This window comes from Endozoicomonas sp. ALB115, assembly GCF_049310245.1.
Lineage (GTDB): Bacteria > Pseudomonadota > Gammaproteobacteria > Pseudomonadales > Endozoicomonadaceae > Endozoicomonas.
Genome location: NZ_JBLYZG010000002.1, coordinates 95,641 through 120,294 on the forward strand (window position 1 = coordinate 95,641; position 24,654 = coordinate 120,294).

General features: G+C 50.4%; 16 protein-coding genes. 7 read left to right on the forward strand and 9 right to left on the reverse strand.

Translation table 11 applies throughout. The features are described 5' to 3' along the window. Positions 1-46: 46 nt before the first annotated feature. On the reverse strand, positions 47-547 hold the full coding sequence (locus ACO6VE_RS01520; RefSeq protein WP_422449253.1) for an aminoacyl-tRNA deacylase: 501 nt from the start codon (positions 545-547) through the stop codon (positions 47-49). Between the two features lie 300 nt (positions 548-847). Between ACO6VE_RS01520 and nhaD the strand changes: the two genes are divergently transcribed. After that, complete coding sequence (nhaD, locus tag ACO6VE_RS01525) at positions 848-2,239, forward strand: sodium:proton antiporter NhaD (protein ID WP_422459432.1); 1,392 nt, start codon at positions 848-850, stop codon at positions 2,237-2,239. Between the two features lie 193 nt (positions 2,240-2,432). On the opposite strand, the gene gatB is transcribed toward nhaD, so the two are convergent. From gatB to gatC, 3 genes are all read right to left on the reverse strand, one after another. Further along, positions 2,433-3,881 (reverse strand): Asp-tRNA(Asn)/Glu-tRNA(Gln) amidotransferase subunit GatB, encoded by a 1,449-nt coding sequence (gatB, locus tag ACO6VE_RS01530; RefSeq protein ID WP_422459362.1) that lies wholly within the window; start codon positions 3,879-3,881, stop codon positions 2,433-2,435. Between the two features lie 11 nt (positions 3,882-3,892). Continuing rightward, on the reverse strand, positions 3,893-5,344 hold the full coding sequence (gene gatA, locus ACO6VE_RS01535; RefSeq protein WP_422449249.1) for an Asp-tRNA(Asn)/Glu-tRNA(Gln) amidotransferase subunit GatA: 1,452 nt from the start codon (positions 5,342-5,344) through the stop codon (positions 3,893-3,895). 131 nt (positions 5,345-5,475) lie between these two features. Then, positions 5,476-5,763, reverse strand: a complete 288-nt coding sequence (gatC, locus tag ACO6VE_RS01540) for an Asp-tRNA(Asn)/Glu-tRNA(Gln) amidotransferase subunit GatC (protein ID WP_209203311.1) — start codon at positions 5,761-5,763, stop codon at positions 5,476-5,478. Positions 5,764-6,127: 364 nt separating this feature from the next. Between gatC and ACO6VE_RS01545 the strand changes: the two genes are divergently transcribed. From ACO6VE_RS01545 to mreD, 3 genes are all read left to right on the forward strand, one after another. After that, positions 6,128-7,165, forward strand: coding sequence for a rod shape-determining protein (locus ACO6VE_RS01545; protein ID WP_020585121.1), 1,038 nt, complete (start codon positions 6,128-6,130; stop codon positions 7,163-7,165). Between the two features lie 462 nt (positions 7,166-7,627). Then, positions 7,628-8,524: a rod shape-determining protein MreC gene (mreC, locus tag ACO6VE_RS01550; RefSeq protein ID WP_422459434.1), complete on the forward strand. Its 897-nt coding sequence runs from the start codon at positions 7,628-7,630 to the stop codon at positions 8,522-8,524. Then, positions 8,524-9,009 carry a rod shape-determining protein MreD gene (mreD, locus tag ACO6VE_RS01555; protein ID WP_422449246.1) on the forward strand — a complete coding sequence of 162 codons (486 nt, stop codon included), beginning with the start codon at positions 8,524-8,526 and terminating at the stop codon, positions 9,007-9,009. The genes mreC and mreD overlap by 1 nt, the downstream gene beginning before the upstream one ends. A 277-nt stretch (positions 9,010-9,286) precedes the next feature. Here the strand turns inward: mreD and ACO6VE_RS01560 are convergent, their stop codons facing one another. The 3 genes from ACO6VE_RS01560 to ACO6VE_RS01570 all read right to left on the reverse strand — a co-directional run bounded on the left by ACO6VE_RS01560 (position 9,287) and on the right by ACO6VE_RS01570 (position 13,925). Next, a complete protein-coding gene (locus ACO6VE_RS01560; RefSeq protein ID WP_422459364.1) occupies positions 9,287-10,924 on the reverse strand; it encodes a hypothetical protein in 1,638 nt (545 codons plus the stop codon). Positions 10,925-11,242: 318 nt separating this feature from the next. Next, positions 11,243-12,427: a hypothetical protein gene (locus ACO6VE_RS01565; RefSeq protein ID WP_422459366.1), complete on the reverse strand. Its 1,185-nt coding sequence runs from the start codon at positions 12,425-12,427 to the stop codon at positions 11,243-11,245. A gap of 322 nt (positions 12,428-12,749) precedes the next feature. Beyond that, entirely contained in the window at positions 12,750-13,925 is a 1,176-nt protein-coding gene (locus ACO6VE_RS01570) for a hypothetical protein (protein ID WP_422459368.1), read from the reverse strand. A 256-nt stretch (positions 13,926-14,181) separates the two neighbouring features. Between ACO6VE_RS01570 and ACO6VE_RS01575 the strand changes: the two genes are divergently transcribed. The 3 genes from ACO6VE_RS01575 (at position 14,182) to ACO6VE_RS01585 (ending at position 20,752) form a co-directional block, all read left to right on the forward strand. Continuing rightward, a complete protein-coding gene (locus ACO6VE_RS01575) occupies positions 14,182-14,769 on the forward strand; it encodes a Maf family protein (RefSeq protein ID WP_422459370.1) in 588 nt (195 codons plus the stop codon). A 304-nt stretch (positions 14,770-15,073) separates the two neighbouring features. Next, entirely contained in the window at positions 15,074-16,552 is a 1,479-nt protein-coding gene (gene rng, locus ACO6VE_RS01580; RefSeq protein WP_422459372.1) for a ribonuclease G, read from the forward strand. Between the two features lie 288 nt (positions 16,553-16,840). Then, positions 16,841-20,752, forward strand: coding sequence for a YhdP family protein (locus ACO6VE_RS01585; protein ID WP_422459374.1), 3,912 nt, complete (start codon positions 16,841-16,843; stop codon positions 20,750-20,752). Between the two features lie 76 nt (positions 20,753-20,828). Here the strand turns inward: ACO6VE_RS01585 and ACO6VE_RS01590 are convergent, their stop codons facing one another. Further along, a complete protein-coding gene (locus tag ACO6VE_RS01590; RefSeq protein WP_422449234.1) occupies positions 20,829-22,445 on the reverse strand; it encodes an RING finger domain-containing protein in 1,617 nt (538 codons plus the stop codon). A gap of 317 nt (positions 22,446-22,762) precedes the next feature. Next, positions 22,763-24,460 carry an RING finger domain-containing protein gene (locus tag ACO6VE_RS01595; protein WP_422459375.1) on the reverse strand — a complete coding sequence of 566 codons (1,698 nt, stop codon included), beginning with the start codon at positions 24,458-24,460 and terminating at the stop codon, positions 22,763-22,765. Positions 24,461-24,654 lie beyond the last annotated feature (194 nt).

Consider the following 24,654-nt stretch of genomic DNA (forward strand, 5'->3'; position numbering starts at 1 on the left):
AGCTTTTCCTCTGTGGCAAAAAAGGAAATTATTCAGGCTCAATTCCTTAGTTGTCCGTTGCATAAGCCTCCGCTTCATCCGGATCACAGCTGATGGCGGCGTGTGGCTGGCCCTGTAGCAACTTTTTAAACTGTTCTCTTTGAATATGCACCAGTTCCCGGTGATTACCTCCCTGGAAGTAAAGATCCTGGACGGCGTTGAGCTCATCATCCCAACAGGTTTTCATGCCATAGGCGATGCCCATTGCCGGTACTGCTCCCATTTCGCAGTCTGGGAACAGCTCCTCAAGGCTGTGTTCGCTGACCAGATGAAGATGACGATTCAGTTTTGTGTTTATCCAGCGCAGCATTAATTTGTTCATGGAGGGAACGATAGCCATTACATGACCTTCCTCATCCTGAAGAACGATGGCTTTAGCCATATGTTTAACGGGAACGCAGGCGACATGGGCGGTGTTGAGTGCACGGTCTGAATAAGGGTGACTGACCACTTCATAATCTACCTGATTATGATTTAAAAAAGCCTGGAGTTTTAGAGCGATTGACATCAGACACTCTCGCAAAAATCATTCTCGGAAATATTGAACATCTGTCTATAAAGTCTATACGCAAACTTGTTGAAAGATTGTTCAATATAAAGCGGTTTTTAAGCTAAAAAAGTATTAATAACTTTTTTTTCATATCGCTATTTGCTTTCGTATCGTCTTGCCTGTTTATCCTGCCACTGCGTAATGCTGCTTTTATTTGATGCTTTTTTGCACTCTGCTTTCGGTATAGGTATCCTTCGCGATCTTTAAATTTACCAATTTAGCACTGGCTTCAGATTGAGCCTGTGGGACGAAGTTATGATGATAATAATGAAAAGACGCCTGTCAATGGGAGCGCTAGCCTGCCTGCCGACCACCGCTCTGGCTGGCGATAGTGTGCTGGGGGTAACATCCAGCCCGTTAGCCTGGGCCTGCATTGCCATTTTTGTAATTGCCTACTGCCTGGTGATGGCCGAAGAGCAGCTTCATCTGCGTAAGTCCAAACCGGTGATTATGGCGGCGGGAATCATCTGGGCACTGATTGCTTTTATTGCTACACAGAAGGGCGTTTCCCACGAAGAGCTCAAACAGGCCGTTATGCATGATCTGGAAGAGTATGCGGCGATGTTCCTCTTTCTGCTGGTGGCCATGACCTACATTAATGCCATGGAAGACCGGCAGGTGTTTGCCACGTTACGCAGCTGGCTGATCAGCAAGGGCTTTAATTACCGAAGTCTTTTCTGGATAACCGGCGCTATGGCGTTCTTTATTTCTCCGGTGGCTGACAATCTTACCACTGCGCTGTTGATGGGCGCGGTGATTATGGCCGTAGGTGAAGGCAGGCCAGCGTTTACTACCCTGGCCATGATCAATGTGGTGGTTGCTGCCAATGCCGGTGGTGCTTTCAGCCCCTTTGGAGATATTACCACTCTGATGGTTTGGCAGGCAGGTAAGCTTGAGTTCTTTACCTTTTTCAGCCTCTTTATACCGTCGGTGGTTAATTATCTGGTACCGGCCATCATTATGAGCTTTTTCATTGAGCAAGGGCGTCCGGTCGCTGTGCGAGTGGATAGCACCATTCGTCGTGGTGGTATTGCCATCTGCTGTCTTTTCCTGGTGACTATTTTCCTGGCAGTCAGTTTTGAGAAAGTGCTGGGGCTGCCACCATTTATGGGGATGATGACAGGTCTTGCCCTGTTGATGCTCTATACCTATATCATGCAAATTCAGGGGCTGACCAGTAACCGCCGGTTGACAGCACGTCCCCGGGCCAAAGAGGATAAAATCGATATCTTTCAGGAAGTGGCCCATGCCGAATGGGATACGCTGCTGTTCTTCTTTGGTGTCATCTTCTCGGTGGGTGGCCTGCGCTATCTCGGTTACCTCGACCTTGCCTCGGAAACCATGTATGCCGATCTCGGGGCAACGTGGACTAATATCATCGCCGGTATAATCTCTGCCATTGTCGATAACATTCCGGTGATGTTTGCCATCCTCGGAATGGATCCTGAAATGGACGCCTTCCAGTGGTTATTGATAACGCTGACCGCAGGTGTGGGTGGCAGCCTGTTATCCATCGGCTCCGCTGCTGGCGTTGCCTTGATGGGGACATCGAAAGGTGGCTACACCTTTATGACCCATCTCCGCTGGAGTTGGGCCATTGCCCTGGGGTATGCGGCCAGTATCTGGGCCCACTTCCTGGTTAATAGCTGATCTAGAATCAGTTAAAAACGTTAGGCCAGCTGAAGGGTTTGGAAATCCAGCCCTTCATTGTCATCTGTCGTATTCTGGTTAACAGGTGATCAATTACAGACGGAGGTGAGAGGGGCTGTTTTGATGGATGTTGCCTTGTTAAGTAGACATTAGCGACTTCCCCTGGTGCTAATGTCTACCCTGAGAGCTACGGTTAGCCGTCCAGTTTCTGTTTCAGAATCTGGTTAACCAGGCCGGGGTTGGCCTTGCCTTTGGACGCTTTCATGCACTGACCCACAAAGAAACCGATCATTTTTCCGCGCTTGTCTTCCTCAGCCGCACGATAATTCTCAACCTGCTGGGCATTGTTGGCCAGAACGTCATCAATCATGGCTTCAATGGCACCGGTATCGGTCACCTGCTTGAGGCCTTTTTTCTCGATGACTGCATCGGCCGTGCTGCACTCACCCTGCCAGAGTACTTCAAAGACCTCTTTGGCGATTTTGCCGGAGATGGTGTTGTCTTTGATGCGCTTGATCAGGCCGCCGAGCATATCGGCAGTCACCGGGCTTGCGCTGATGGCAATGCTGTTCTGATTCAGGGATCTGGACAGTTCTCCCATAATCCAGTTGGCAGACAGTTTGGCATCACCACTGGCACGGACGGTGGCTTCAAAGTAGTTCGCCGTCCCCTGGTCAGCGGAAAGTATTTCGGCATCATAATCGCTCAGGCCAAAATCAGTGATAAAACGTGCTTTTTTGGCAGCTGGCATTTCAGGCATTTCAGCCTTCAGTTTTTCAAGACGACTGTCGTCAATAATAACCGGCAGCAGGTCAGGGCAGGGGAAGTAACGGTAATCGTTCGCTTCTTCTTTGCTGCGCATGGAGCGGGCTTCGCCGGTATCACCGTTATAGAGACGGGTCTCCTGGATAACGGTTCCGCCATCTTCAATCAGGTCGATCTGGCGTTCTACCTCTTTGAGGATGGCAGCCTCCATAAACTTGAAGGAGTTCAGGTTTTTGGTTTCTGTGCGGGTACCGAACTCTTGTTGTCCTTTAGGGCGAACGGAGACGTTAACATCAAACCGCATGGAACCCTGGGACATATCGCCATCGCAGATGCCCAGTGTAGTGACAATGGAGTGCAGCTTTTTGGCAAAGGCCACAGCTTCCTCTGCATTGCGGATATCAGGTTCTGTGACAATCTCAATCAGGGGAGTGCCAGCACGGTTCAGGTCAATCCCTGACATACCATGAAAGTCTTCGTGCAGGCTTTTTCCTGCATCTTCTTCCAGGTGGGCATGGTGGATGCGAATGCTTTTAGTGGAGCCATCCGCCAGTGTGATATCCACATGACCAGCGCCCACTATTGGCTTTTCCAGCTGGGTGGTCTGGTAGCCTTTTGGCAGATCCGGGTAGAAATAGTTTTTACGCTCGAAAACATTCACCTTGTTGATGTCGGCATCAATGCCCAGGCCAAACTTAATGGCCATATTGATCGCTTCTTCGTTAACCACGGGCAGGATGCCGGGCAGACCAAGGTCTACCGCACAGGCCTGGGTGTTAGGTGCGGCACCAAAAGCGGTGGATGCACCGGAGAATATTTTGGTTCTGGTGGCGAGCTGGACGTGAATCTCCAGTCCGATAACGGTTTCCCATTGCATATTACTGTGTCCTAAACCAATGCCGGAGATTTCTGGTGCCAGTCGGTTGCCTGCTGGAAGCGGTGGCCAATATTCAACAGACGGGCTTCATCAAAGTGCTGACCAATGATCTGCAGGCCGACCGGGCGCTGGTTTGCCATGCCAGCAGGAACAGATAATCCGGGCAGGCCTGCCAGGTTAACCGACAGTGTATAGATATCCGAGAGGTACATGGCGACCGGATCATTGCTCATGGAGCCAATGTCAAAGGCGGATGTCGGGGCGTTAGGGCCCATGATGACATCACACTCTTTAAAGGCGTTGAGGAAGTCATCCCGGATCAGGCGACGGATCTGCTGGGCCTTGCGGTAATAGGCGTCGTAGTAGCCAGCCGAGAGGGCATAGGTACCCACAATAATACGACGTTTGACTTCTTCACCAAACCCTTCGCTGCGGCTGCGAATGTAGAGATCCATCAAGTCTTTCGGGTCTTCGCAGCGATGCCCGAAACGCACGCCGTCAAAGCGGGACAGGTTGGAAGAAGCTTCTGCCGGGGCAATCACGTAGTAGGCAGGAATGCACAGCCTGGCATTAGGCAGGCTGACCTCCTTGACGTTTGCACCGAGCTTTTCATATTCGGCAATGGCATTGCGGATCTGTTGTTCCACTTCACTGTCCAGTCCGGCCGCGAAGTACTCTTTTGGCAGCCCAATGGTCAGGCCTTCCAGGGAGTCATTCAGTGTTGCCGTGTAGTCCGGTACTTCATGGTCAAGACAGGTGGAGTCCCGGTTATCAAAGCCCGCCATGGTGTTCAGCATAATGGCGGCATCTTCAGCGGAGCGGGTCATCGGGCCAGCCTGATCAAGGCTTGATGCGTAGGCTACCATACCCCAGCGGGAAACCCGGCCATAGGTTGGCTTCAGTCCGGTAATGCCGCAGTGTGAGGCAGGCTGGCGAATGGACCCGCCGGTATCCGTGCCGGTAGCGCCAGCTGCCAGCTGGGCTGCTACAGCTGCGGCAGAACCGCCGGAGGAGCCGCCGGGGATGGCGGATTTGTCCCATGGGTTTTTGACCGGGCCATAATGGCTGTTTTCATTGGAAGAGCCCATGGCAAACTCATCCATATTGGTTTTGCCCAGCATAACGGCACCGGCATCCCTGAATTTGCCGGTGACGGTGGACTCATAAGGGGCAATAAAGTTGTCCAGCATTTTTGAACCACAGGAGGTTTTTACGCCTTGTGTGCAGAACAGGTCTTTATGGGCAACGGGAATGCCGGTCATGGCGTGGGCATCGCCCGCCGCAAGGCACTGGTCGGCGGCGGCTGCCTGTTCCAGGGCTAACGTTTCAGTCACCGTAATAAAGCTGTTGATGTCACCATCGAACTGCCTGATTCGGTCAAGGTAGGTTTGTGTCAACTCGACACTGGATATTTCGCCACTGGCTAATGCCCGGCTCTGTTCTGCAATGGTTTTATCGTACATGGGATTCGTTCGGTTGGAAGACGTATGGTATAGAAGAGGCTCAGCTTCTACCGGACTCAGAGCAGTTATTATGAAAATAATGCCTTTTCGGCGTTTCTACCACGATCACTGCTGCAATATTTTCTGACGTATTACTCAATAACACGGGGAACCAGAAAGAGGCCTTCTTCAACGGCAGGTGCGCAGCCCTGTAATTGCTCTCGCTGGTTTTCTTCGGTGACCTGGTCAGGGCGCAGGCGCTGGATGGCATCCAGAGGGTGTGCCAGGGGTTCCACGCCCTGTGTATCAACGGCCTGCATGCTATCGACCAGTTCCAGTATGCTGCTGATGGTGGCAGCGGTTACTTCCACTGCATCGTCGTCAATGGACAGACGTGCAAGTTTTGCAACCTTTTTAACTCCAGAGGCGTCGATGGCCATTGGTAATGGTTCTCCATAAATGAATAACAATCAAATAAATAAGAAGCTAATGTATGGGCTGCCCACCTATTTCTCAAGGATTTATCGGGTGATCTATGGGATGATTACCGGAAACATCTCTGCTGGAATGGTAAATGGGGGGGCTGATTGGTGTAAAAATAGAACTTTGCAGTTTAACAAAACACACGGACAGTCACCCGGTTTTTCGGTAAATCCCACTATTAAGGCCGCTGTTTGAATGCTTTTCCTGAGATAAATGATTCAGGCACAGTTGCCACAGAGCACAATTGCTGCTTGCCCTCCGGAGGCAGCATTGTTAGAGTTTCTGGAATTACCCAAGCCTTGAATCAAGGTACACCATAACATGCTGAAAAGGTTACGTGGCCTGTTTTCCAGCGATCTCTCGATTGATCTTGGAACAGCCAACACATTGGTCTATGTCCGCGAAAAGGGCATAGTGTTAAATGAACCCTCTGTGGTTGCTATCCGCAATCTCGGTACTCAGAAAAGCGTAGTGGCTGTTGGTGCCGATGCCAAGCGGATGCTGGGGCGAACCCCCGGCAACATTACCGCTATACGTCCAATGAAGGATGGCGTGATAGCGGACTTTGATGTCTGCGAGCGTATGCTCCAGCACTTTATTAACAAAGTGCATGAGAACAGTTTTATTCAGCCCAGCCCTCGTGTGCTGGTCTGTGTGCCCTGCAAATCAACCAAAGTTGAAAAGCGGGCGATCCGTGAATCAGTACTGGGCGCGGGTGCCCGGGAAGTGTATTTGATCGAAGAGCCGATGGCGGCCGCTATTGGTGCCGGACTTCCGGTTGAAGAAGCCAGTGGCTCCATGGTTGTGGATATCGGTGGTGGTACTACGGAGATTGCCATTATCTCCCTTAGCGGTGTCGTATACTCTGAATCTGTGCGCATTGGCGGTGACCGTTTTGATGACGCGATTGTGACGTATGTCCGCCGCAACTACGGCAGCCTGATTGGTGATGCTACTGCTGAGCGTATCAAGCAGGAAATTGCCATCGCCTACCCAAGTGATGAACTGCTGGAAATTGATGTGCGCGGGCGTAACCTGGCGGAAGGTATTCCCCGGAGCTTTACCCTGAACAGTGGTGAAATTCTGGAAGCGCTTCAGGAGTCGCTGACGGCGATTGTTCAGGCAGTGAAAAGTGCCTTGGAACAATCACCGCCGGAACTGGCTTCGGATATTGCCGAGCGTGGCCTGGTTCTGACCGGTGGTGGTGCATTGCTGCGGGATCTGGATAAACTGATCAGTGAAGAAACCGGCCTGCCGGTTCTGGTCGCTGAAGATCCGCTGACCTGTGTGGCCCGTGGCGGCGGCAGGGCAATAGAGATGATGGATAAGCACCGTATGGACTTGTTATCCACGGATTAACGGCTCTGTTAATCAAGCACCTGTTTTGCAAAATGATCAGCAATATTTCTTCCCGAGGTATTGCTGATTTGCTATTTTGGTCTGCCACTAGGAGCCTGTCCGAGAATAGACTGCCCTACTGCGGTGGCAGCAAATTGGTCTAAAAATTCCGTTTTGTTCGGCAAATAGCCCCGCTATTCACCTCACAAAACAGAATTTTTATCCTCAATTTTCTGCCATCCTCGCTACGGGCGCTATTCTCGGACAGGCTCCCAGGCAAAGTTAGCAGTTATCTTCTGGTGATCAGTGTTTTTTCGGTAATCGCGGCTTTTCCGGGAAGTGTTGAACTCATCACCTTAAATAGCTGATCACTGGAAATTGTCAGCCAGGTATGGGTGTCGATAGAACGGTGCTTCAGGTTTTTGATATGGCATTTTCACGGCAATTAATCCGAAGCCTGGTAAGGAGCAGGTTATTAAACCGATTTTCAGTCAACGCCAGTCACTGGTCACGCGCTTTGTTTTGCTGATCATCCTGTCATTGGCGATTTTGTATTTTGATCATAGCTATCGCGCCCTGTCACAGGTTCGCCAGTGGCTGACTGTTGCTGCTACGCCTGTCCTGTTTCTTGCTGATCTGCCCGGGCGTATCTGGGGAACCGCTTCACAGGTGGTGATGTCGCACAACGACTTGCTTCAGGAAAACGCCCGTCTCAAGGCACGAAACCTGATTCTTGAACAGAAGGTTCAGAAACTTGCTTCATTAACAGCCCAGAATATCCGTCTGCGGGAGTTGCTGAACTCTTCTGAACTGGTGGATGAGCAGGTATTGGTTGCCGAGGTGGTTGGCGTTGACCCTGATCCTTTCCGGCACCGGGTGATCATTAACAAGGGAGCCATTGACAAGGTCTACGAAGGGCAGGCCATTCTCGATGCTCATGGCGTGATGGGGCAGGTTATTGAAGTCAGCCCGGTCAGCAGTCGGGTGTTGATGCTGACCGATGTGGCGGCCCGCATTCCTGTGCAAAATCACCGAACCAAATATCGAGCTATTGCTACGGGGACCGGTCGTACGGATCGCCTTGAATTGCAGCATATCCCGGTTACTGAAGATTTTCAGGAGGGTGATCTGCTGACCAGTTCGGGGCTGGGGGGCATCTATCCCGAGGGGTACCCGGTGGGGGTGGTTACCCGGGTTATCCATAATTCCGGCGATGCCTTTGCCTCTATTGAAGTTAAGCCTCTTGCTGAAGTGAACAGAAGCCGGGTTGTGCTTCTGGTTTTTCGGGAAGTCTCCGGCCTGATTGAGCCGATCAACGCTGCCCAGACGGATGTTTCAAAGACAAAGGTGGAGAAGAAAGCAGATGAGGTGCGGCGATAATGGTTCAGCAGGCTAATGCCCACTGGGTGGTGTGGATGACCCTGCTGGTGGCGGCAATGTTCAGTATTATGCCATTGCCTGAATGGTTATCACTGGTTCGCCCGGCATGGGTACCGCTGGTGGTTATCTACTGGGCTCTGGCATTGCCGGAGCGGTTTGGTTTGCTGTTTGCCTTTATTACTGGTTTGCTGCTGGATGTGTTTCAGGGAAGTCTGTTTGGGTTGAACTCCCTGGGGATGATCATGGTTGCTTTTATTGTGCTCAGCCTGCATCGGCGGCTCAGGTTATTTCCTGTCTGGCAACAGGCCTTCATGGTGTTCCTGATGGTAGGTTTTTATCAACTGCTGCTACTGTGGGTTCGCAGTGCTGCAGGGAATACGATTCCCTCTGTCTGGTATTTGCTGCCTTCATTATCCAGCGCGCTTATCTGGCCCTGGGTTATGTCCGGACTGCGTTTTTTGAGGCGCTATTTCCGGGTGGTTTAGGAATAGTCCTTGAATAATTTACACATTTCGGAGCCTCCGAACTCCGTTCGTCCTGAGCCTGTCGAAGGGCGTTAACTCCGAGGCATGATAGATTGTGCCAGGCACCCTTCGACTCCGCTCAGGATGAACGGAGAGTGAGTTCTAAATGTCGGAATTATTTAAGGATCATTACTTAGTTCCTGGTGTGAATGGGATTTGCCACTGGTATAAGTAGTTAACCAAATGTTTTCAATGTAATTGGAGGCTCGTTCATTTGGTTAACTACTTACAGAGGTCTTCATTTGCGGAGGTATCTTTCAGCAAGGTTATCAACAAGACGCTTCCAATCTTTTGTCAACTGGTGTGCATTGGCATCGAGTTGAATAAGAGCCGCTTGCTTGATATGTGCCTTCAATATTGTTTTCTCGTCTTCAGCTTTCAGCTGATTTTTAACGGGCAGACGGTCATAGCAAAAAATCTTGCTTGAGAAATCAATTGGGAATGCACGAACCTCATAATCAGCAGGACCTCCTGAGTGGAATTTTGCGCCTTTTCCCACAAGAATCATATTGAAGGCATCACCCGGGTTGTAAACTCCATTATCAATAAGGTTTCTAATATCCTTAACCAGTGGAGTTAAAGCCGCATCCCAGTTTTCAAGTATGGACGGCTTCTGGCCTTCTGATAACACTTTCTTACCGTTCAGATGATTAAAAATCTTAAGACTGGTTTTGCTGATCACTTCAAAAGCATTTTCTTTGGCGTATTCGCTAAATGATGGCGCGATATGGGTTGCTATTGAGTATTTGGTACCCTGAAACTCCCAACGAATTACAGCGGGTTCGATGTCAAGGGTTGGAATACCTGATTTTTTCAGGTAACTGTGCATCATTAACTCATCATAGAATTGATGTGGGGCCGCATTCATTGCCAGTGCCTGACCATCGCCAGTATCATAGAATGTCTTTGATGCACCAGCTCCCAGTCTCTTCTTGAGTTTTACTGTTTTAACCGCATCTTGAGTAATCAACTCAATGGGAATAGCGCCATCTCTTGCCTTCTCCAATTGACTGTAGGCTGCTTTTGGAATTTCCTCAGGATGATGTGAAACATTAACTGCCAGAAAACGATTGTATCTTTCCATCGCATCTCTGACATCGTCATCAATGATGTATCTTTGCCATTGTACTTTGGCTCCGGGAATAACTTGAAGGTTTGAAGTCAGCGTTTTTGAACCACCCTCTGCCATTCGTTTTTGAGCCGTACTTTTAAAACTGCTCTTTGGTATCGGGCGTTGAGCCGGGGGTTGTGGCCCGCTCTTTGGTATCGGGCGTTGAGCCGGGGGTTGTGGCCCGCTCTTTGGTATCGGGCGTTGAGCTGTAGTTTGTGGCCTTCTCTCAGGTGTCGGGTTTTGAGCTGTAGTTTGTGGCCTTCTCTCTGGTATCGGGTTTTGAGCTGTAGTTTGTGGCCTTCTCTTAGGTATCGGGTTTTGAGCTGTAGTTTGTGGCCTTCTCTCAGGTGTCGGGTTTTGAGCTGTAGTTTGTGGCCTTGTCTCAGGTGTCGGGTGTTGAGCTGTAGTTTGTGGCCTTGTCTCAGGTGTCGGGTTTTGAGTTGTAGTTTGTGACCTGATCTCTGGTATCGGGTTTTGAGTCGTAGTTTGTGTTCTGCTCACTGGCAGCTGGTTTTCGGTCATAGTTTGAGGTTTGGTAACTTTTCGGTCATACAGGCTCTTGACTGCGTAAACAAGATCAACCGCCAGTGACGGAATAAAAGCTACTACAGCCACCACAGCGGCAACAGCTCGCCCAAAAAAGCGAGATGTTTTACTGGCAACAGCCTCAGAAATTTTGTTAAACCAGCTTGCACAGGTCCATTTATGTTTCTCTGTAGTCTGATCGGTAATGAGTGCCGGATTACTAACAATCGGGTCTGACATAGAAACCTCCTGTGTTTCTCTTTAAATCATGTTAAATCATGTAATTGTAAATAATAATATGGAGATATAGTTGATTATCTACTGGTTTGACCACTATGCAGTGAATAAGTTTCAATTCTTTTAAGATTAAATATGATCCATCTGGCTTGCCAATGGCTGCGTCGAGCTGAGCTGTTACACCAAATTGGTGTTTTCTGACAGAAAATGGCCTTTAAATGAAAACCCTTTTCCCGGTGAGTTTCCCGCCGGGAAAAGGCAACTGCTGGCAGAAATACTGAACCGGGATTCTTCCGGGATAGAAATCTGTCGCTACTTTTTTTACAGGAAGTTTCTTCGACGAAGGTATCTTGTGGTAAGGTCCTTAACAAGGCCTTTCCACTCTTTTGGCAAGGCGCATTTCGTGGCATCAAATTGAATGAAAACGACTTGCTCAATATAGGCACTTAATGTTCTTTCCTCCTCTTTCGCTTTAAGCCGCTTTTTAACGGGGAGCTGATCGTACTGCTCGACTTTGCTTGAGAAATCAAATGGAAATGCACGCGCCTCAAAATCAGCTTGCCCCCCTGAGTGGAATTTGTTGCCTTTTCCCACAAGAATGGCATTTAGAGAATCGTGCCGAGCAAAAATTCCATTATCAATAAGGGTTCTAATATCATTAACCAGTGGATTCAAAACTTCATCCCAGTTCTCAGGTATGAATGGATTCTGGCCTGCTGATAACAGTTTCTTACCCTTCAGTTGATCGACAATATTAAAAGGGGCTTTGCTGTCCAATACGAAAGCATTTTGTTTCGGGTATTCGCTGAATGATGGTGCGATGTAGGTTGCTTTTGTGTATGTGGTGCCTTCAAATTCCCAACGAATAACCGCAGGTTTGATTTCATTGGTAGGAATACCTAATTTTTCCAGGTATCGATGCATCATTAACTCATCATAGAATTGGTGTGGGGCTTTAATCATTGCCAGTGCCTGGCCATCGCCGATATCGTAGAAAGTCTTGGATCCACCACCTCCCAGCGCTTTATGGAGTTTTACTGTTGCGACACCATCTTCAGTAATCAGCTCAATGGGGATATTACCTTGGGCTGCCTTATCCAATTGTTGCCCTGCTGCTGTTGGAATCTCATCTGGATGATGTGTGAGGTTTTCTGCCAGAAAACGATCGTAACGTTCCATCGTAGCTTTAACATCAGCATCATGAATGTATCTTCGCCATTGTACTTTGGCTCCCGGAATAACCGGAAGATTTGGAGCAGTAGCCTGGAGTCTGCTGATTTTTCTGGCATACAGGCTCTTGGCTGCTGCATAAACAAGATCAACGCCCAGTGAAGGAATAAAGGTGACTACAGTTACCACAGCCGCAACAACACGCCCAAAAAAGCGAGATGTTTTACTGGCAACAGCGTCAGAAATTTTTTTAAACCAGCTTACGCAGGTCCATTCACTATTTTGCGCAGTTGGCGAAAGATTGAGTGCTGGATTACCAACAATCGGGTCTGACATAGAAACCTCCTGTGTTTTTCTTTAAATTATGTAGTTGTAAGTAATATTTTGGAGATATAGTAAATTTTTCTAGAGATTTGACCACTATCTAGTGAATAAGTTTCAATTCTTTTAAGATTTAATAAGATCTATCTGGCTTCCAAATGGCTGCGTCGAGCTGAGCTGCTGCAACAAATTGGTGTTTCCTGCCAGAAACTGCCCTTCAATAAAAAACCTTTTCCCGGTGAGTCCCCTGCCGGGAAAAGGCAACTGCTGGCAAAAACACCAAACCGCGATTCTCCCGGGAGTGTAGAAAACCAACGCAGCCTTTTCTCAGGAAGATTCATCGGCGAATATGTCTTTCGACAAGATTTTTAACAAGTTTTTTCCACTCTTTTGGCAAGAACCATTCCTTGGGGTTAAATTGAACAAAAGCGGCTAACTCGAAATAATGTTGCAATATTTCTTCCTCCTCCCTGGCTGTAAGCTGCTTTTTAGGTGGAAGTTGATCCAGTTGAGTCGTTTCGTCTACAAATTCATAAGGAAATGCGCGAATCTCATATTCAGCAGGCCCCCCTGAGTGGAATTTATTGCCTTTTCCGACAACGATGGCTTTGTGGGTAGCCGCAATTCCGTAACAGGCACGTGTAGAAACACCATTATCAACCAGGGTTCTGACATCATTAACCAGTGGCTTTAAAACCTCATCCCAGTTCTCAGGAGTCCGTATATACTCGTCTTCGTCTTTGTCTTCGTCTACTGCTAACAATTTCTTACCATCCAGTAGTTCATTTTCCTCTGACGTAGATTTTTTATGCATTAAGAAAGCATTTTGTTTTGCGTATTCGCTAAATGATGTTGTGATGTAGGTTGCCATTGTGTATTTTTCGCCCTCGAATTCCCAACGAATAACAGCGGGTTTGATTTCAATGGTCGGAACACCTAATTTTTCCAGGTATCTATTCATCATTAATTCATCATAGAATTGGTGTGGTCGATTATTCATTGCCAGTGCCTGTCCACCGCCAATATCGTAGTAACGTCTGGATTCACCAATTCTTAGCTCTTCCCCGAACTTAAATGTTGTAAAAGCATTTTGGTCTGGAGTAATCAACTCAATTGGACTATCACCATTCAGGGCCTCAAGCAGTTGTCGGTGAGCTGCTTCCGGGATAGCCTCTGGAGGATGTAAGACGTTCTTTGCCAGAAAACGGTTGTGGTTTGCCATCGTAGTTTTGACATCGTTATCATGAATGTCTCTTATCCACTCTACCTTGGTTTGGAGATGGGTGACTTTTCTGTCATACAGGCTCTTGGCTGCATAAACAAGATCAACGCCCAGTGAAGGAATGAAGGCGGCTACAGATAGCACAGCGGCAACAACACGCCCAAAAAAGCGAGATGTTTTACTGGCAACAGTGTCAGAAATTTTTTTAAACCAGCTTACGCAGGTCCATTCACTATTTGGCGCATTCTGGGGGGAATTGAGCGCTGAATTACCGGCGGTGGGGCCTGTCATAGAAACCTCCTGTGTTTCTTTATTATGAGTATTGTTATAAGTAGTTGATTCTTTGATACCCACACCGTTCGCACTGAGTGAAGTGCGGTGCTCCCATCCTTTGGCTCCGCTCAGGAAGAGTGGGTGTATGGGTATTAAAGCTTTGCTGCTGTTTTTGACCACTAACTAACGAATAAGTTCCAACTCTTTTATAATCCGTCTGCATTACGTTAGGCATCTATCCCTCTAATCTGTGTCGTTCAAAAAAAGGTTGAATATGATCTATCTGGCTTCCCAATCCCCGCGTCGAGCTGAGCTGTTACAGCAAATCGGTGTTTCCTTTCAGCAACTGGCCTGTGATATTGATGAAACCCCATTCCCCGGTGAGGCTCCAGCAGAGTACGTGCTGCGCATGGCCCGGGAAAAGGCAGCGGCAGGCTGGCAGGCATCAGTAACCCGGGATTCTGCCAAAATGCCTTTGTTGGCAGCAGATACAACGGTGGTCTGTAATGATCAAATTCTCGGCAAGCCTCAGAATGCAAACGATGCTCGTCGTATGTTGGGGATGCTTTCCGGCAAGACTCATCAGGTGATGACCGCAGTAGCGGTGACCGATGGCAGTCAGCTGCAAACTGAGTTGTCGGTTACGGGTGTGGTGTTTAATGACCTGCCTGATTCGTTGATTGATGATTATATTGCCTCCGGGGAGCCGACCGATAAAGCAGGTGCCTACGGAATTCAGGGCTACGGTGCGGTTTTGGTAGCGAGTCTGTCTGGCAGCTATTCCGGTGTTGTCGGGTTACCGCTAATGGAGACTGCACGACTTCTGACAGATTTTAATGTGCCATTCTGGCAAGCGTGCTGATAGTCCTTATTTCCAACTAAGGTGTCTCATTTTCTCTCCGTTTTTGCAGTTCAAAAAAGAGCGTGAATACGCTCTCACAACATCATGGAACGGTTTTTGGTATAAAGTTTGTCAGGAAGCAAAAACCGGATGCAAATTACTGGTATGATCGACTGATCTATTTTGTGTCTACCAGTACGTCAACCTCAGACGGCCTCTTAAGGAATGGTGGAAAGTGTATTGACCTGTGATGCCTGAGACGAAACTCATCGTCCGTCTGCAGAGGCACCACAGGTCAATGCATTAAAGGAATTGAGGGACTGGGATGAGCGAAGAAATTCTCATGAATATCACGCCCATGGAATCACGGGTGGCTCTGGTTGAAAATGGGGTGCTGCAGGAGATCTATGTCGAGCGTGCCCGAAGTCGGGGTATTGTCGGCAATATTTATAAAGGGAAGGTGGTTCGTGTCCTGCCGGGAATGCAGGCCGCCTTTGTTGATATTGGCCTTGAACGGGCGGCGTTTATTCATGCCAGTGAAATTGCGCCCAGGCAGGACAGCCGCCATGAAAAAAACGGGGAAGAGACCCAGGAACGCCCGATTTATGAGTTGGTGCATGAAGGCCAGTCGCTGGTGGTTCAGGTAACCAAAGATCCCCTGGGTACCAAAGGTGCCCGCCTGACCACCCATATCTCCATTCCGGCCCGCTATCTGGTGCACATGCCAAAAAACAACCACGTTGGGATCTCGCTGCGCATCGAAGATGTTGAGGAGCGGGAACGTCTGCGGCAATTGGTTGAGTCTTGCCTTGGCGGTGATGATGGTGCCGGTGGCTTTATTCTGAGAACGGCAGCAGAAGGCATTGGCGAAGATGAGGTGCGTGCGGATATTCTCTTTCTGCGCAGGCTGTGGGCCACCATCGAAGAGAATATCCGGGAGAGCAGGGCACCGGCCAATGTCTATGAAGACTTGCCGCTGCACTTGCGAACCATGCGCGACCTGGTCAATCCCAATATTGAAAAGATCCGCATTGATTCCCGGGAAACCTTTGAAAAGGTGTCCAAATTCGTCAAGAAGCTGGTGCCTGAGATTGATGGCCGGGTGGAATATTACCCCGGCGAACGCCCGATTTTTGATCTGTTTGGCGTTGAGGATGAGATCAACAAGGGGCTTAGCCGTAAAGTTCAGCTGAAGTCCGGTGGCTATCTGATTATTGACCAGACCGAAGCCATGACTACCATCGATGTCAACACCGGTGCCTTTGTTGGCCATCGTAATCTGGAAGAGACTATCTTTAAAACCAACCTTGAAGCGGCCGTTGCCATTGCCCGCCAGCTCCGTTTACGGAACCTGGGGGGGATCATCATTATCGACTTTATTGATATGGAAGATCCGGAGCATCAGCGGCAGGTTCAGCGTGCTTTTGAAAAGGCCATGGAGCAGGACCATGCCAAGACCAATTTTACCGGCGTCAGTGAACTGGGCCTGGTGGAGATGACCCGCAAACGAACCCGTGAGTCATTGGAGAATGTTCTGTGCGAATCCTGCCCAACCTGTGAGGGTCGTGGTACCTTGAAAACGGCAGAGACGGTATGCTACGAGATTTTTCGGGAAATTCTCCGGGCTGTCCGGGCCTATGATGGTGACAGTTATACGGTGCTGGCAGCTGAGACCGTGATAGACCGTCTGCTGGATGAAGAGTCCAATAATGTCGCCGATCTTGAAGAGTTTATCCAGAAGCCTATTCGTTTTCAGGTAGAGCCGATCTACACCCAGGAACAGTTTGATGTAGTTCTGGTGTAACGAACGCTGCCCGCTTCCCGTTAACCGCTACCCCGCTTCTCAGGGGAGCGGTTAACGGGAAGCGGGTAGTGTTTTTTTAGTATTTGGTAATGGTTACTGGATTGATATTTTGTTGAGCGTCACTTTTGTTATACGGCTGGCTGATGGTCAGTTGTCCAATGGTTTGTCAGGGCGGGAACTCGGTTGTTGAAGCGGATGGTAAACAGCCTCAGGCGGAGTGCTCCGTTTATTCATGAGGCAGATGGCGAAAATGCACCATCTGGCAGTCTCCGTCTACTGAATAGTTTGATGAAATGGAGTTGGCGGCTGCTGCTGACCGGGTTAACCATTCTGGTCATTCTAGTAGGACTCGGGCGACTGATGTTCAGTGCCCTACCGGTTCTGCTGCCTCAGCTTTCAGGTGTTCTCAGCGACCGTTTACAGGCTGATCTGCAAATTGAGTCCATGTCTGCGCAATGGAATGATGGCGAGCCATGGTTATCCATGCAAGGGTTGACGCTTAAAGGTAAAGAGGCAGATCAGGCCGGGTTCAGTATCTCGCAGCTGGCTTTGGAATTGAGCCTGAAGGAGTCACTGTTACACTGGACGCCGGTATTTTCATCCCTGGAAATCAATGGCGTCAATGTTGCGCTGGTCCGTGGCGATGGTGCCCAGTGGGCGCTATCCGGTATTCAACGGGTTGCCGGGTCATCATTACAGGCTCCTGAATATCAACAGAGTTCTGCACTGGAATGGCTTGCCCTGCAAAAGAAGGTGGATATTCGTGATATCCGCCTGAATATGCGCAAAGCCAATGGTGAGGGCAGTGATATTCGTGGCCAGCATTTGACGGTCATGACGGATGGTGACCAGAAAAATCTGTCGGTCCGTCTTGAGGCGGGTGCTGGTTATCTTGCCATCGATGGCTCTGGCATCGTCGGCCCTGGTCAGTTTTCCCGGTGGCAGGGAGTGGCCGTCGCCAGTGATCTTGATGCTGAGCAGCTCTGTGTCCTGTGGTCTGGTTGTTATGATGATGTGCTGTCAGCAGTGGTACAGTTGGAGACCCGGTGGCTTTATGATGATGGGGCCTGGCAAGTACAGGGAGAGATCGCTTCTCCTGATGTAACGTATCGGGATAACGCTGGTGCGTTGCACCATCTTTCCGGACAGACCCATGTATTTATGCAGGGCGTTTTGTCCCGGGAGCCGTTGTCAGAATCCAGCTGGCAGATCTGGCTGAATGGCCTCAATCTGGAGAACCGCCTGCATAACGGGACGGTTTATCAGTGGGAAAACAGCTGGTATCTGGCCGGTGGCCGTGCTGAAGAATATACGGTAACCGTAGCGACCGAAAACCTGGATCTGGATCTGCTGAAACGATGGTTACTGGATACCGATGCGCTTCCGGAACCGGTGGCTGATCTGGTGAATACCCTGAATCCCATTGGCCAGTTGAAGGATCTGGCCATCCGTTTTTACCCATCCCGTCAACCGTTTGATTTCGACTTGAGTGCCCGGCTTGACAATGTGTCGGTGGCTGCCTGGCATGGCGCTCCTTCCGGGGGCAATGTCAGTGGTCAGTTAAGGATGAACCTGCTGCAGGGCTATCTTGACCTGGATACCCGGAACTTCCAGCTGGGCTTTCCCAAACTGTTCCGGGAGACCTGGACATTTGCTACTGCCAAAGCACGCCTTTACTGGGATGTTATTGATGACTTTTATATTTTGAAGTCGGATGACATCGCCCTGGTGGGGGCTGAAGGTGATCTGAAAGGCAAGCTCAGGCTTGATATCCCGCTGAAATGGCATGAAGGTGACACCCTGGATATGGCATTGACGGTGGGCATGAGCAATGGTGATGCCCGCTATACGGGCAAATACCTGCCAGCCTTGCTGCCCATGAACAGCGGTCTGGTGCACTGGCTGGATACCGCCATCCGCAAGGCAGATATCTTAGGGGGCGGGTTTATTTATAACGGTGCTCTATCTGGTGGTAAGCGTGGAGATATCGGCCCGCAGGATTCCCGATGGGGACTTTTTTTTGATCTCCAGAATGGCGAGCTGGACTACGCGCCTGACTGGCCTGTGATTACCGGCCTGGCCGGGCAGGTTTATGTTAACGATGACCGGGTGGAAGTACAGGGCCAGCAGGCAGAGTCAGCGGGTGGCCAACTGGATGGTATAGTCGCGCGAGTGCCGCTGGACGGGACATCAATACTCAGGATCAGCAGTCAGCTGAATGCCAGTGGCGAGACTCTGCAGCACTTTCTTACCCGGACACCCGTTAATGACTGGATGAAGGGTGCAGCAGAGCAATGGACGTTGCAGGGGCAGCTGGATGCCGGACTTGATTTGACACTTCCTCTGGATGACCCGGGCCGTTCTGAAGTGGATATCCGTGGCGCTGTGGAATCATTTACCTTCGGGATTCCTGAGGTGGGGATTGCCGCAAAAGGCATTGCCGGTGATCTCTCCTACAGCACTGACCGTGGACTTACTGCACGACAGTTATCTGGTCAACTGTTTGATCAGCCGGCTCAATTTCAGATACGTTCGATGGTACAGAATCAACAACCCGTTGCCACCGATATTGTCTGGTCAGGCAGAGCCTCAGTGTCTTCACTTCAGGACTGGCTGAAGCTGGATTGGCTCAGTTTGCTGGAGGGAGAAACGGATTATCGCGCTAGCTTATCCCTGGGATTAGACGACAATAACACGGAACTCAGGGTCGGCAGTGAACTGCTTGGCGTTAATGTTGAACTGCCAGCGCCGGTGGGTAAAACGGCGGATACACCGCTACCCCTGACGTTTTCTCTGACCAAAAAAACAGGTCACCAGCTGCTGGGTGTGACGCTGGGCAAACTGGGGCGGCTGGACATGAGAATGACGCCAGAGTTTTCCCCGGAGTCTGCCCTGATGACACTGGGTGACGATGCTTCCCACCCTGGTACAGGCTCTGCTGCCTGGCCTTCAGGGAATCAATTTCTGGTGACCGGTGCTTTGCCGGAACTGGATCTCGGTCCCTGGAAGGCTCGCTTTGAAGGGCAGCCCGGTAGTCCTGTCGAGCAACAGTTGGCCTCACGCCTGGCCCTTGACAATGTTCGCCTCGGTTCACTGAAGTATGGGGATTATCTCTGGCCGGATATATCGGTTTCACTTCAGCAGGCGGTTCAGAATCAGAGGTCACAGTCTGACAGAAAAGGTATGAAACTGGCCGTTGATGGACAGACACTGAAAGGTGATTTATGGATTCCTGACCAGCAAACTGCACCGTGGTCTCTTTATATTGACCGTGTACATCTGCCAGAGCCTGCTTCTGAAACCGCTTCCGGAGATAGTCCTTCAGAATCCGGGGACAGCCTGGCGGACATCAATCCGGCAACGTTGCCCAATCTTGATGTGAACATCAACCATATTCAGGTTGGCGGCCGAACGCCTGCAAGCATCGGTTTTAAACTTCGTCATGGACCCAACGGTGTCAAGATCGATCATATTACCGGTGAGCTGTCGGGTATGTCGCTGAATGGTCTGGCAGACTGGGTGCTGACGGACGGTGAACAGCGCAGCTGGGTTCAGGGAGAACTTAAGGGCACGGACATCACAGCATTGCAGAAAGCCCTGGGCTCTTCAGGTTTTCTTGAGGCCAGGGAAAGCCGTTTCGAGGCCAGCCTGAACTGGGATGGATCGCCTCTTGGAGGTTCGATTGCCACCATGAAAGGCCGGATCGATTTGCTGCTGAAGAAGGGGCGGCTGCGCAAAGTCGATAATGGCTCGTCGGAAGCACTTAAATTATTTGGTATTTTTAATACCGAAGCACTGACCAGAAGGATAAAGCTGGACTTTTCCGATCTCTACTCGTCCGGTATCAGTTTTGATCAAATCAAGGGCAGCCTGAACTTTAACCGGGGACTGATTACCTTCAATTCACCCATGGTGATCGAAGGACCGTCTTCCGACTTCAAACTGGATGGCACTATCGATACCAACACCGAACAGCTGGATCTGAGCCTGGTGGTTACCCTGCCTGTGTCATCCAATCTGCCGATTCTCAGCGTACTGCTGGGCACTGCTCCCCAGGTGGCGGGTATTATTTACATTGCGGACAGACTGGTGGGCAAACAGGTGGATCAGCTGGCCAGCATCCGTTACCGGATTCATGGCTCCTTTGCTGACCCTAAAATGACCCTGGACAGGCTGTTCTCCAATAAGCCGAAAAAATAACCCGGCCGATATAATCTTCCTGATTCATCCTCTGCCTGAATGTACTCTGAATACGCAAAGGCTTTTGGCGGATCTATCAGGAAGCTACCTCCACACTGCTTTTGAGGTTCCTCAGGTTTTTCATAGCCTTGGCATGCCCCAGCCTGGCTGCCATACGGTACCAGCGCTCCGCTTCATACAGATTTGCCACAAAGCCCTTGCTACCTAGCTCAAACAGAGTGCCCAGTTTGTTCATGGCTGAAGCATTACCCCGCTCAGACGCCCTGAGCAACCAGGGGATCGCCTGGTCCAGATCTATCTCAAAGCCCTCGTCACCATACAGATAAAGGCCACCCAGCTTGTTCATGGCGGAATCATCGCCCAGCATGGCCGCCTTCAGGTACCACCGCTCCGCTTCACGCAGATCTACCCCAAAGCCCCCGTCAGCATAGTGATGAAGGTAGCCCAGCAGGTACATGGCTGAAGCTATAATGGCTGGATCTTTCCCCCGCTCAACCACCTTGAGCAACCAGATTTTCGCCTGGTGCAGATCTGCCTCAAAGCCCTCGCCGCCATAAAGATACAGGTAACCCAGGTTAAACATGGCCCTGACACCTTCCAGCTCAACCGCTTTGAGCCACCAGGATTTCGCCTGGTGCAGATCTTTCTCAAAGCCATTGTCACCCTCGTAATACTGGCAGCCCAGGTTGGTCATGGCTCCAACATCCCCCATTCCAGCCGCCTTGAGCAACAGGAACTTTCCCTGATCCTGATGATCTGCCGGTAAGCCCTCGCCGCCACCCAGATACAGTAGGGCCAGGTTATTCATGGCGCAGGCATCCCCCAATCCGGCCGCTTCCAGGTACCAGTGCTCCGCTTTGCACAGATCTGCCGCGAAGTCCTTGCCACCATGCTCATACTGGTAGGCCAGGTTATTCATGGCTGAAGTATCCCCCAGCTCAGCCGCCTTAAGGTACCAGCTCTGGGCTTTGTGCAGATCTATCTCAAAGCCCTTGCCACCATTTGTATACACGATGCCCAGGCTGTACATGGCTGCAATATCCCCCAGCTCAGCCGCCTTAAGGTACCAGCTCTGGGCTTTGTGCAGATCTATCGAAAAGCCCTCGCCACCAAACTGATACAGGTAGCCCAGATGCCACATGGCGGCAATATCCCCCAACTCAGCGGCCTTGATATACCATTGCTCCGCTTTGTGCAGATCTACCGGAATGCCCTCACCACCATTCTGGAAAAGCTCCCCCAGGTTTCTCAGACCGATCGGGTCGGATCCTCCCCTTCTGGCCAGCAGCAGGGCCGCATCGAGGTGCTTATTGGCAACGGCCATGGCCAGGGGCGTTTTACCCGCCGCTCGGCCCGCATCCACCTCCACCCCCCGTTGCAGCAGGGCCTGGATGATCTTGATATCACCCTTCTTTGCCGCGTTGACCATCTGATGCCGCCAGTCCCGGGGCAGAGGCAGGTTTTTCACCACCATATTTTGAATGACTTCCCGCCCGTAAGGGCAGGTCACATGGCCTTTTGTCCAGCTGGAAAGGCACTTAAAGTGAAACTTATGCCTGCAGGGCCTGGCAATAGCGACGCACCTGCCCACAAACTTCTGATTGGTGGATGAGTAGAGGTCATCATGGCAGATCGAGCAGATTGTGGGCTCGGTGGGCACAACAACTGCTGCACTGGAGGGAATGCTGTTCACGCCAGGTAACTTCCTTACTTTTTGGGATTGCTACTCTGACTGTGTTGATCTCAAAAATATCCCGTACCAGGTTCTGAAAATATCAAAAAACCAGCTTTGTGGATTTCCTGAATTCCAGAACAGATCAAAATATGGGAAAAGAAGGTGGTTATACGGTTATAACGCACACAATTTTATCGATGCAGGAGGTATAGATATATATTCATTGTCGTGAAACATATTTTGCTGAACCTTTTTTCGCTCCCGTGGGACGCAAAATATTGTCACCTGCCATGGGCATTTGGCGGATCTGTCGGGAAGCCTGCTCTACCATCATTTTATGCCTTACAGCCTGCTGCCGTGGATTCGCCCTCTGGGTGGGCGCGGCCGGGTTCTTCAGGAAAGGCTTCATCAAGTCCGCGTTTTTTTGCGAGTTGCGGTTTAGAGGCTTTTTCCCGATTTTTGATGGCCAGGTCTCTCCTCAGTTGAGCAGCCTTGAGCAACAGTCGTTTTCCCTCGTACCTATGTTCCGGAAATTTTTCGCCACCACGCAGATACAGGTGACCCAGCCTACTCATGGCCAGAGGAGACCCCAGCTCAATGGCTTTCAGGTACCATCGCTCTGCTTCACGCAGATCTATCTTAAAGCCCTCGCCACCATACTGATATAGGCGACCCAGGTTGTACATGGCTAAAACATCCCCCAGCCCAGCCGCCTTCAGGTACCATCGCTCCGCTTCATGCAGATCTACCTCAAAGCCCGCGCCACCAAAATGATATAGGCGGCCCAGCATGTACATGGCTGAAGCTATATTGGCTGGATCTTTTCCCGGCTCAACCACCTTGAGCAACCAGATTTTCGCCTGATGCAGATCTGCCGGAAAGTTCTCGCCACCATGCAGATACAGGTAACTCAGGTGATGCATCGCTTCAACATATCCCAGCTCACCCGCCTTGAGCCACCAGGATTTCGCCTGGTGCAGATCTTTCTCAAAGCCATCCTCACCGTGGAAATACTGGCACCCCAAGTTGGTCATGGCTCCAAGATCCCCCAACTCAGCCGCCTTGAACAACCGGGACTTTCCCCGATCCTGATGATCTGCCGGTAAGCCCTCGCCGCCATCCAGATACAGTAGTGCCAGGTTATTCATGGCGCAGACATCCCCCAATCCAACCGCCTTCAGGTACCAGTGCTCCGATTTGCCCAGATCTACCGCGAAGTCCTTGCCACCGTCTTGATACAGGCAGGCCAGGTTATTCATGGCTGTAGTATCCCCCAGCTCAGCCGACTTAAGGTACCAGCTCTCGGCTTTGTGCGGATCGGCTGGAAAGCCCTCACCACCATTTGCATACACGATGCCCAGGCTGCACATGGCTTCAATATCCCCCAGCTCAGCCGCCTTAAGGTACCAGCTCACGGCTTTATGCAGATCTATCGACAAGCCCTCGCCACCAAACTGATACAGGTAGCCCAGATGCCACATGGCTTCAACATCCCCCAACTCAGCCGCCTTGAGATACCAATGCTCCGCTTTGTGCAGATCTACCGGAATGCCCTCACCACCATCATTGAACAGTCTTCCCAGGTTGCTCAGACCGATCGGGTCCGATCCTCCCCTTCCGGCCAGCAGCAGGGCAGCATTGAGATGCTTATTGTCAACGGCCAGGGCCAGGGGAGTTTCACCCGCAGTTTGGCCCGCATCCACCTTTGCCCCCCGTTGCAGCAGGGCCTGGAGGATCTTGATATCACCCTCCTCTGCCGCGTTGACCATCTTGTTCTTCCAGCCCCGGGGCAGGTGCAGGTTTTTCACCACCATATTTTTAATGACTTTCCGCTCGTAAGGGCAGGTCACGTGGTCTTTTGTCCAGCGGGAAAGGCACTTAAAGTGAAACTTATGCCCACAGGGTCTGGCAATAGCGACGCGCCTGCCCACAAACTTCCGATTTTTGGGTGAGTAGAGGTCATCATGGCAGATCGGGCAGGTTGGGGGCTCGGTGGGTACAACAACTGCTGTACTGGAGGGCACGCTGTTCACGCCAGGTAACTTCCTTATGTTTTTGGGATTGTTACTCTGACTGTGTTGATCTCAAAAATATCCCGTACCAGGATCTAAAAATATCAAAAAACAGCTTTATATATTTCATGAATTCCAGAACAGGTCAAAATATCCGAAAATAAGGCGTTTATACGGTTATAACGTACACAATTTTATGGATGCAGGAAGTATAG

Excerpts from the sequence above, each read along its gene's own strand:
- nhaD (WP_422459432.1), top strand. The coding sequence starts at position 848 with ATGATAATAATGAAAAGACGCCTGTCAATGGGAGCGCTAGCCTGCCTG.
- rng (WP_422459372.1), top strand. The coding sequence starts at position 15,074 with ATGAGCGAAGAAATTCTCATGAATATCACGCCCATGGAATCACGGGTG.
- gatC (WP_209203311.1), bottom strand. The coding sequence starts at position 5,763 with ATGGCCATCGACGCCTCTGGAGTTAAAAAGGTTGCAAAACTTGCACGT.
- ACO6VE_RS01545 (WP_020585121.1), top strand. The coding sequence starts at position 6,128 with ATGCTGAAAAGGTTACGTGGCCTGTTTTCCAGCGATCTCTCGATTGAT.
- ACO6VE_RS01520 (WP_422449253.1), bottom strand. The coding sequence starts at position 547 with ATGTCAATCGCTCTAAAACTCCAGGCTTTTTTAAATCATAATCAGGTA.
- gatB (WP_422459362.1), bottom strand. The coding sequence starts at position 3,881 with ATGCAATGGGAAACCGTTATCGGACTGGAGATTCACGTCCAGCTCGCC.
- ACO6VE_RS01560 (WP_422459364.1), bottom strand. The coding sequence starts at position 10,924 with ATGTCAGACCCGATTGTTAGTAATCCGGCACTCATTACCGATCAGACT.
- ACO6VE_RS01570 (WP_422459368.1), bottom strand. The coding sequence starts at position 13,925 with ATGACAGGCCCCACCGCCGGTAATTCAGCGCTCAATTCCCCCCAGAAT.
- ACO6VE_RS01565 (WP_422459366.1), bottom strand. The coding sequence starts at position 12,427 with ATGTCAGACCCGATTGTTGGTAATCCAGCACTCAATCTTTCGCCAACT.
- gatA (WP_422449249.1), bottom strand. The coding sequence starts at position 5,344 with ATGTACGATAAAACCATTGCAGAACAGAGCCGGGCATTAGCCAGTGGC.
- mreD (WP_422449246.1), top strand. The coding sequence starts at position 8,524 with ATGGTTCAGCAGGCTAATGCCCACTGGGTGGTGTGGATGACCCTGCTG.
- ACO6VE_RS01575 (WP_422459370.1), top strand. The coding sequence starts at position 14,182 with ATGATCTATCTGGCTTCCCAATCCCCGCGTCGAGCTGAGCTGTTACAG.
- ACO6VE_RS01585 (WP_422459374.1), top strand. The coding sequence starts at position 16,841 with ATGAAATGGAGTTGGCGGCTGCTGCTGACCGGGTTAACCATTCTGGTC.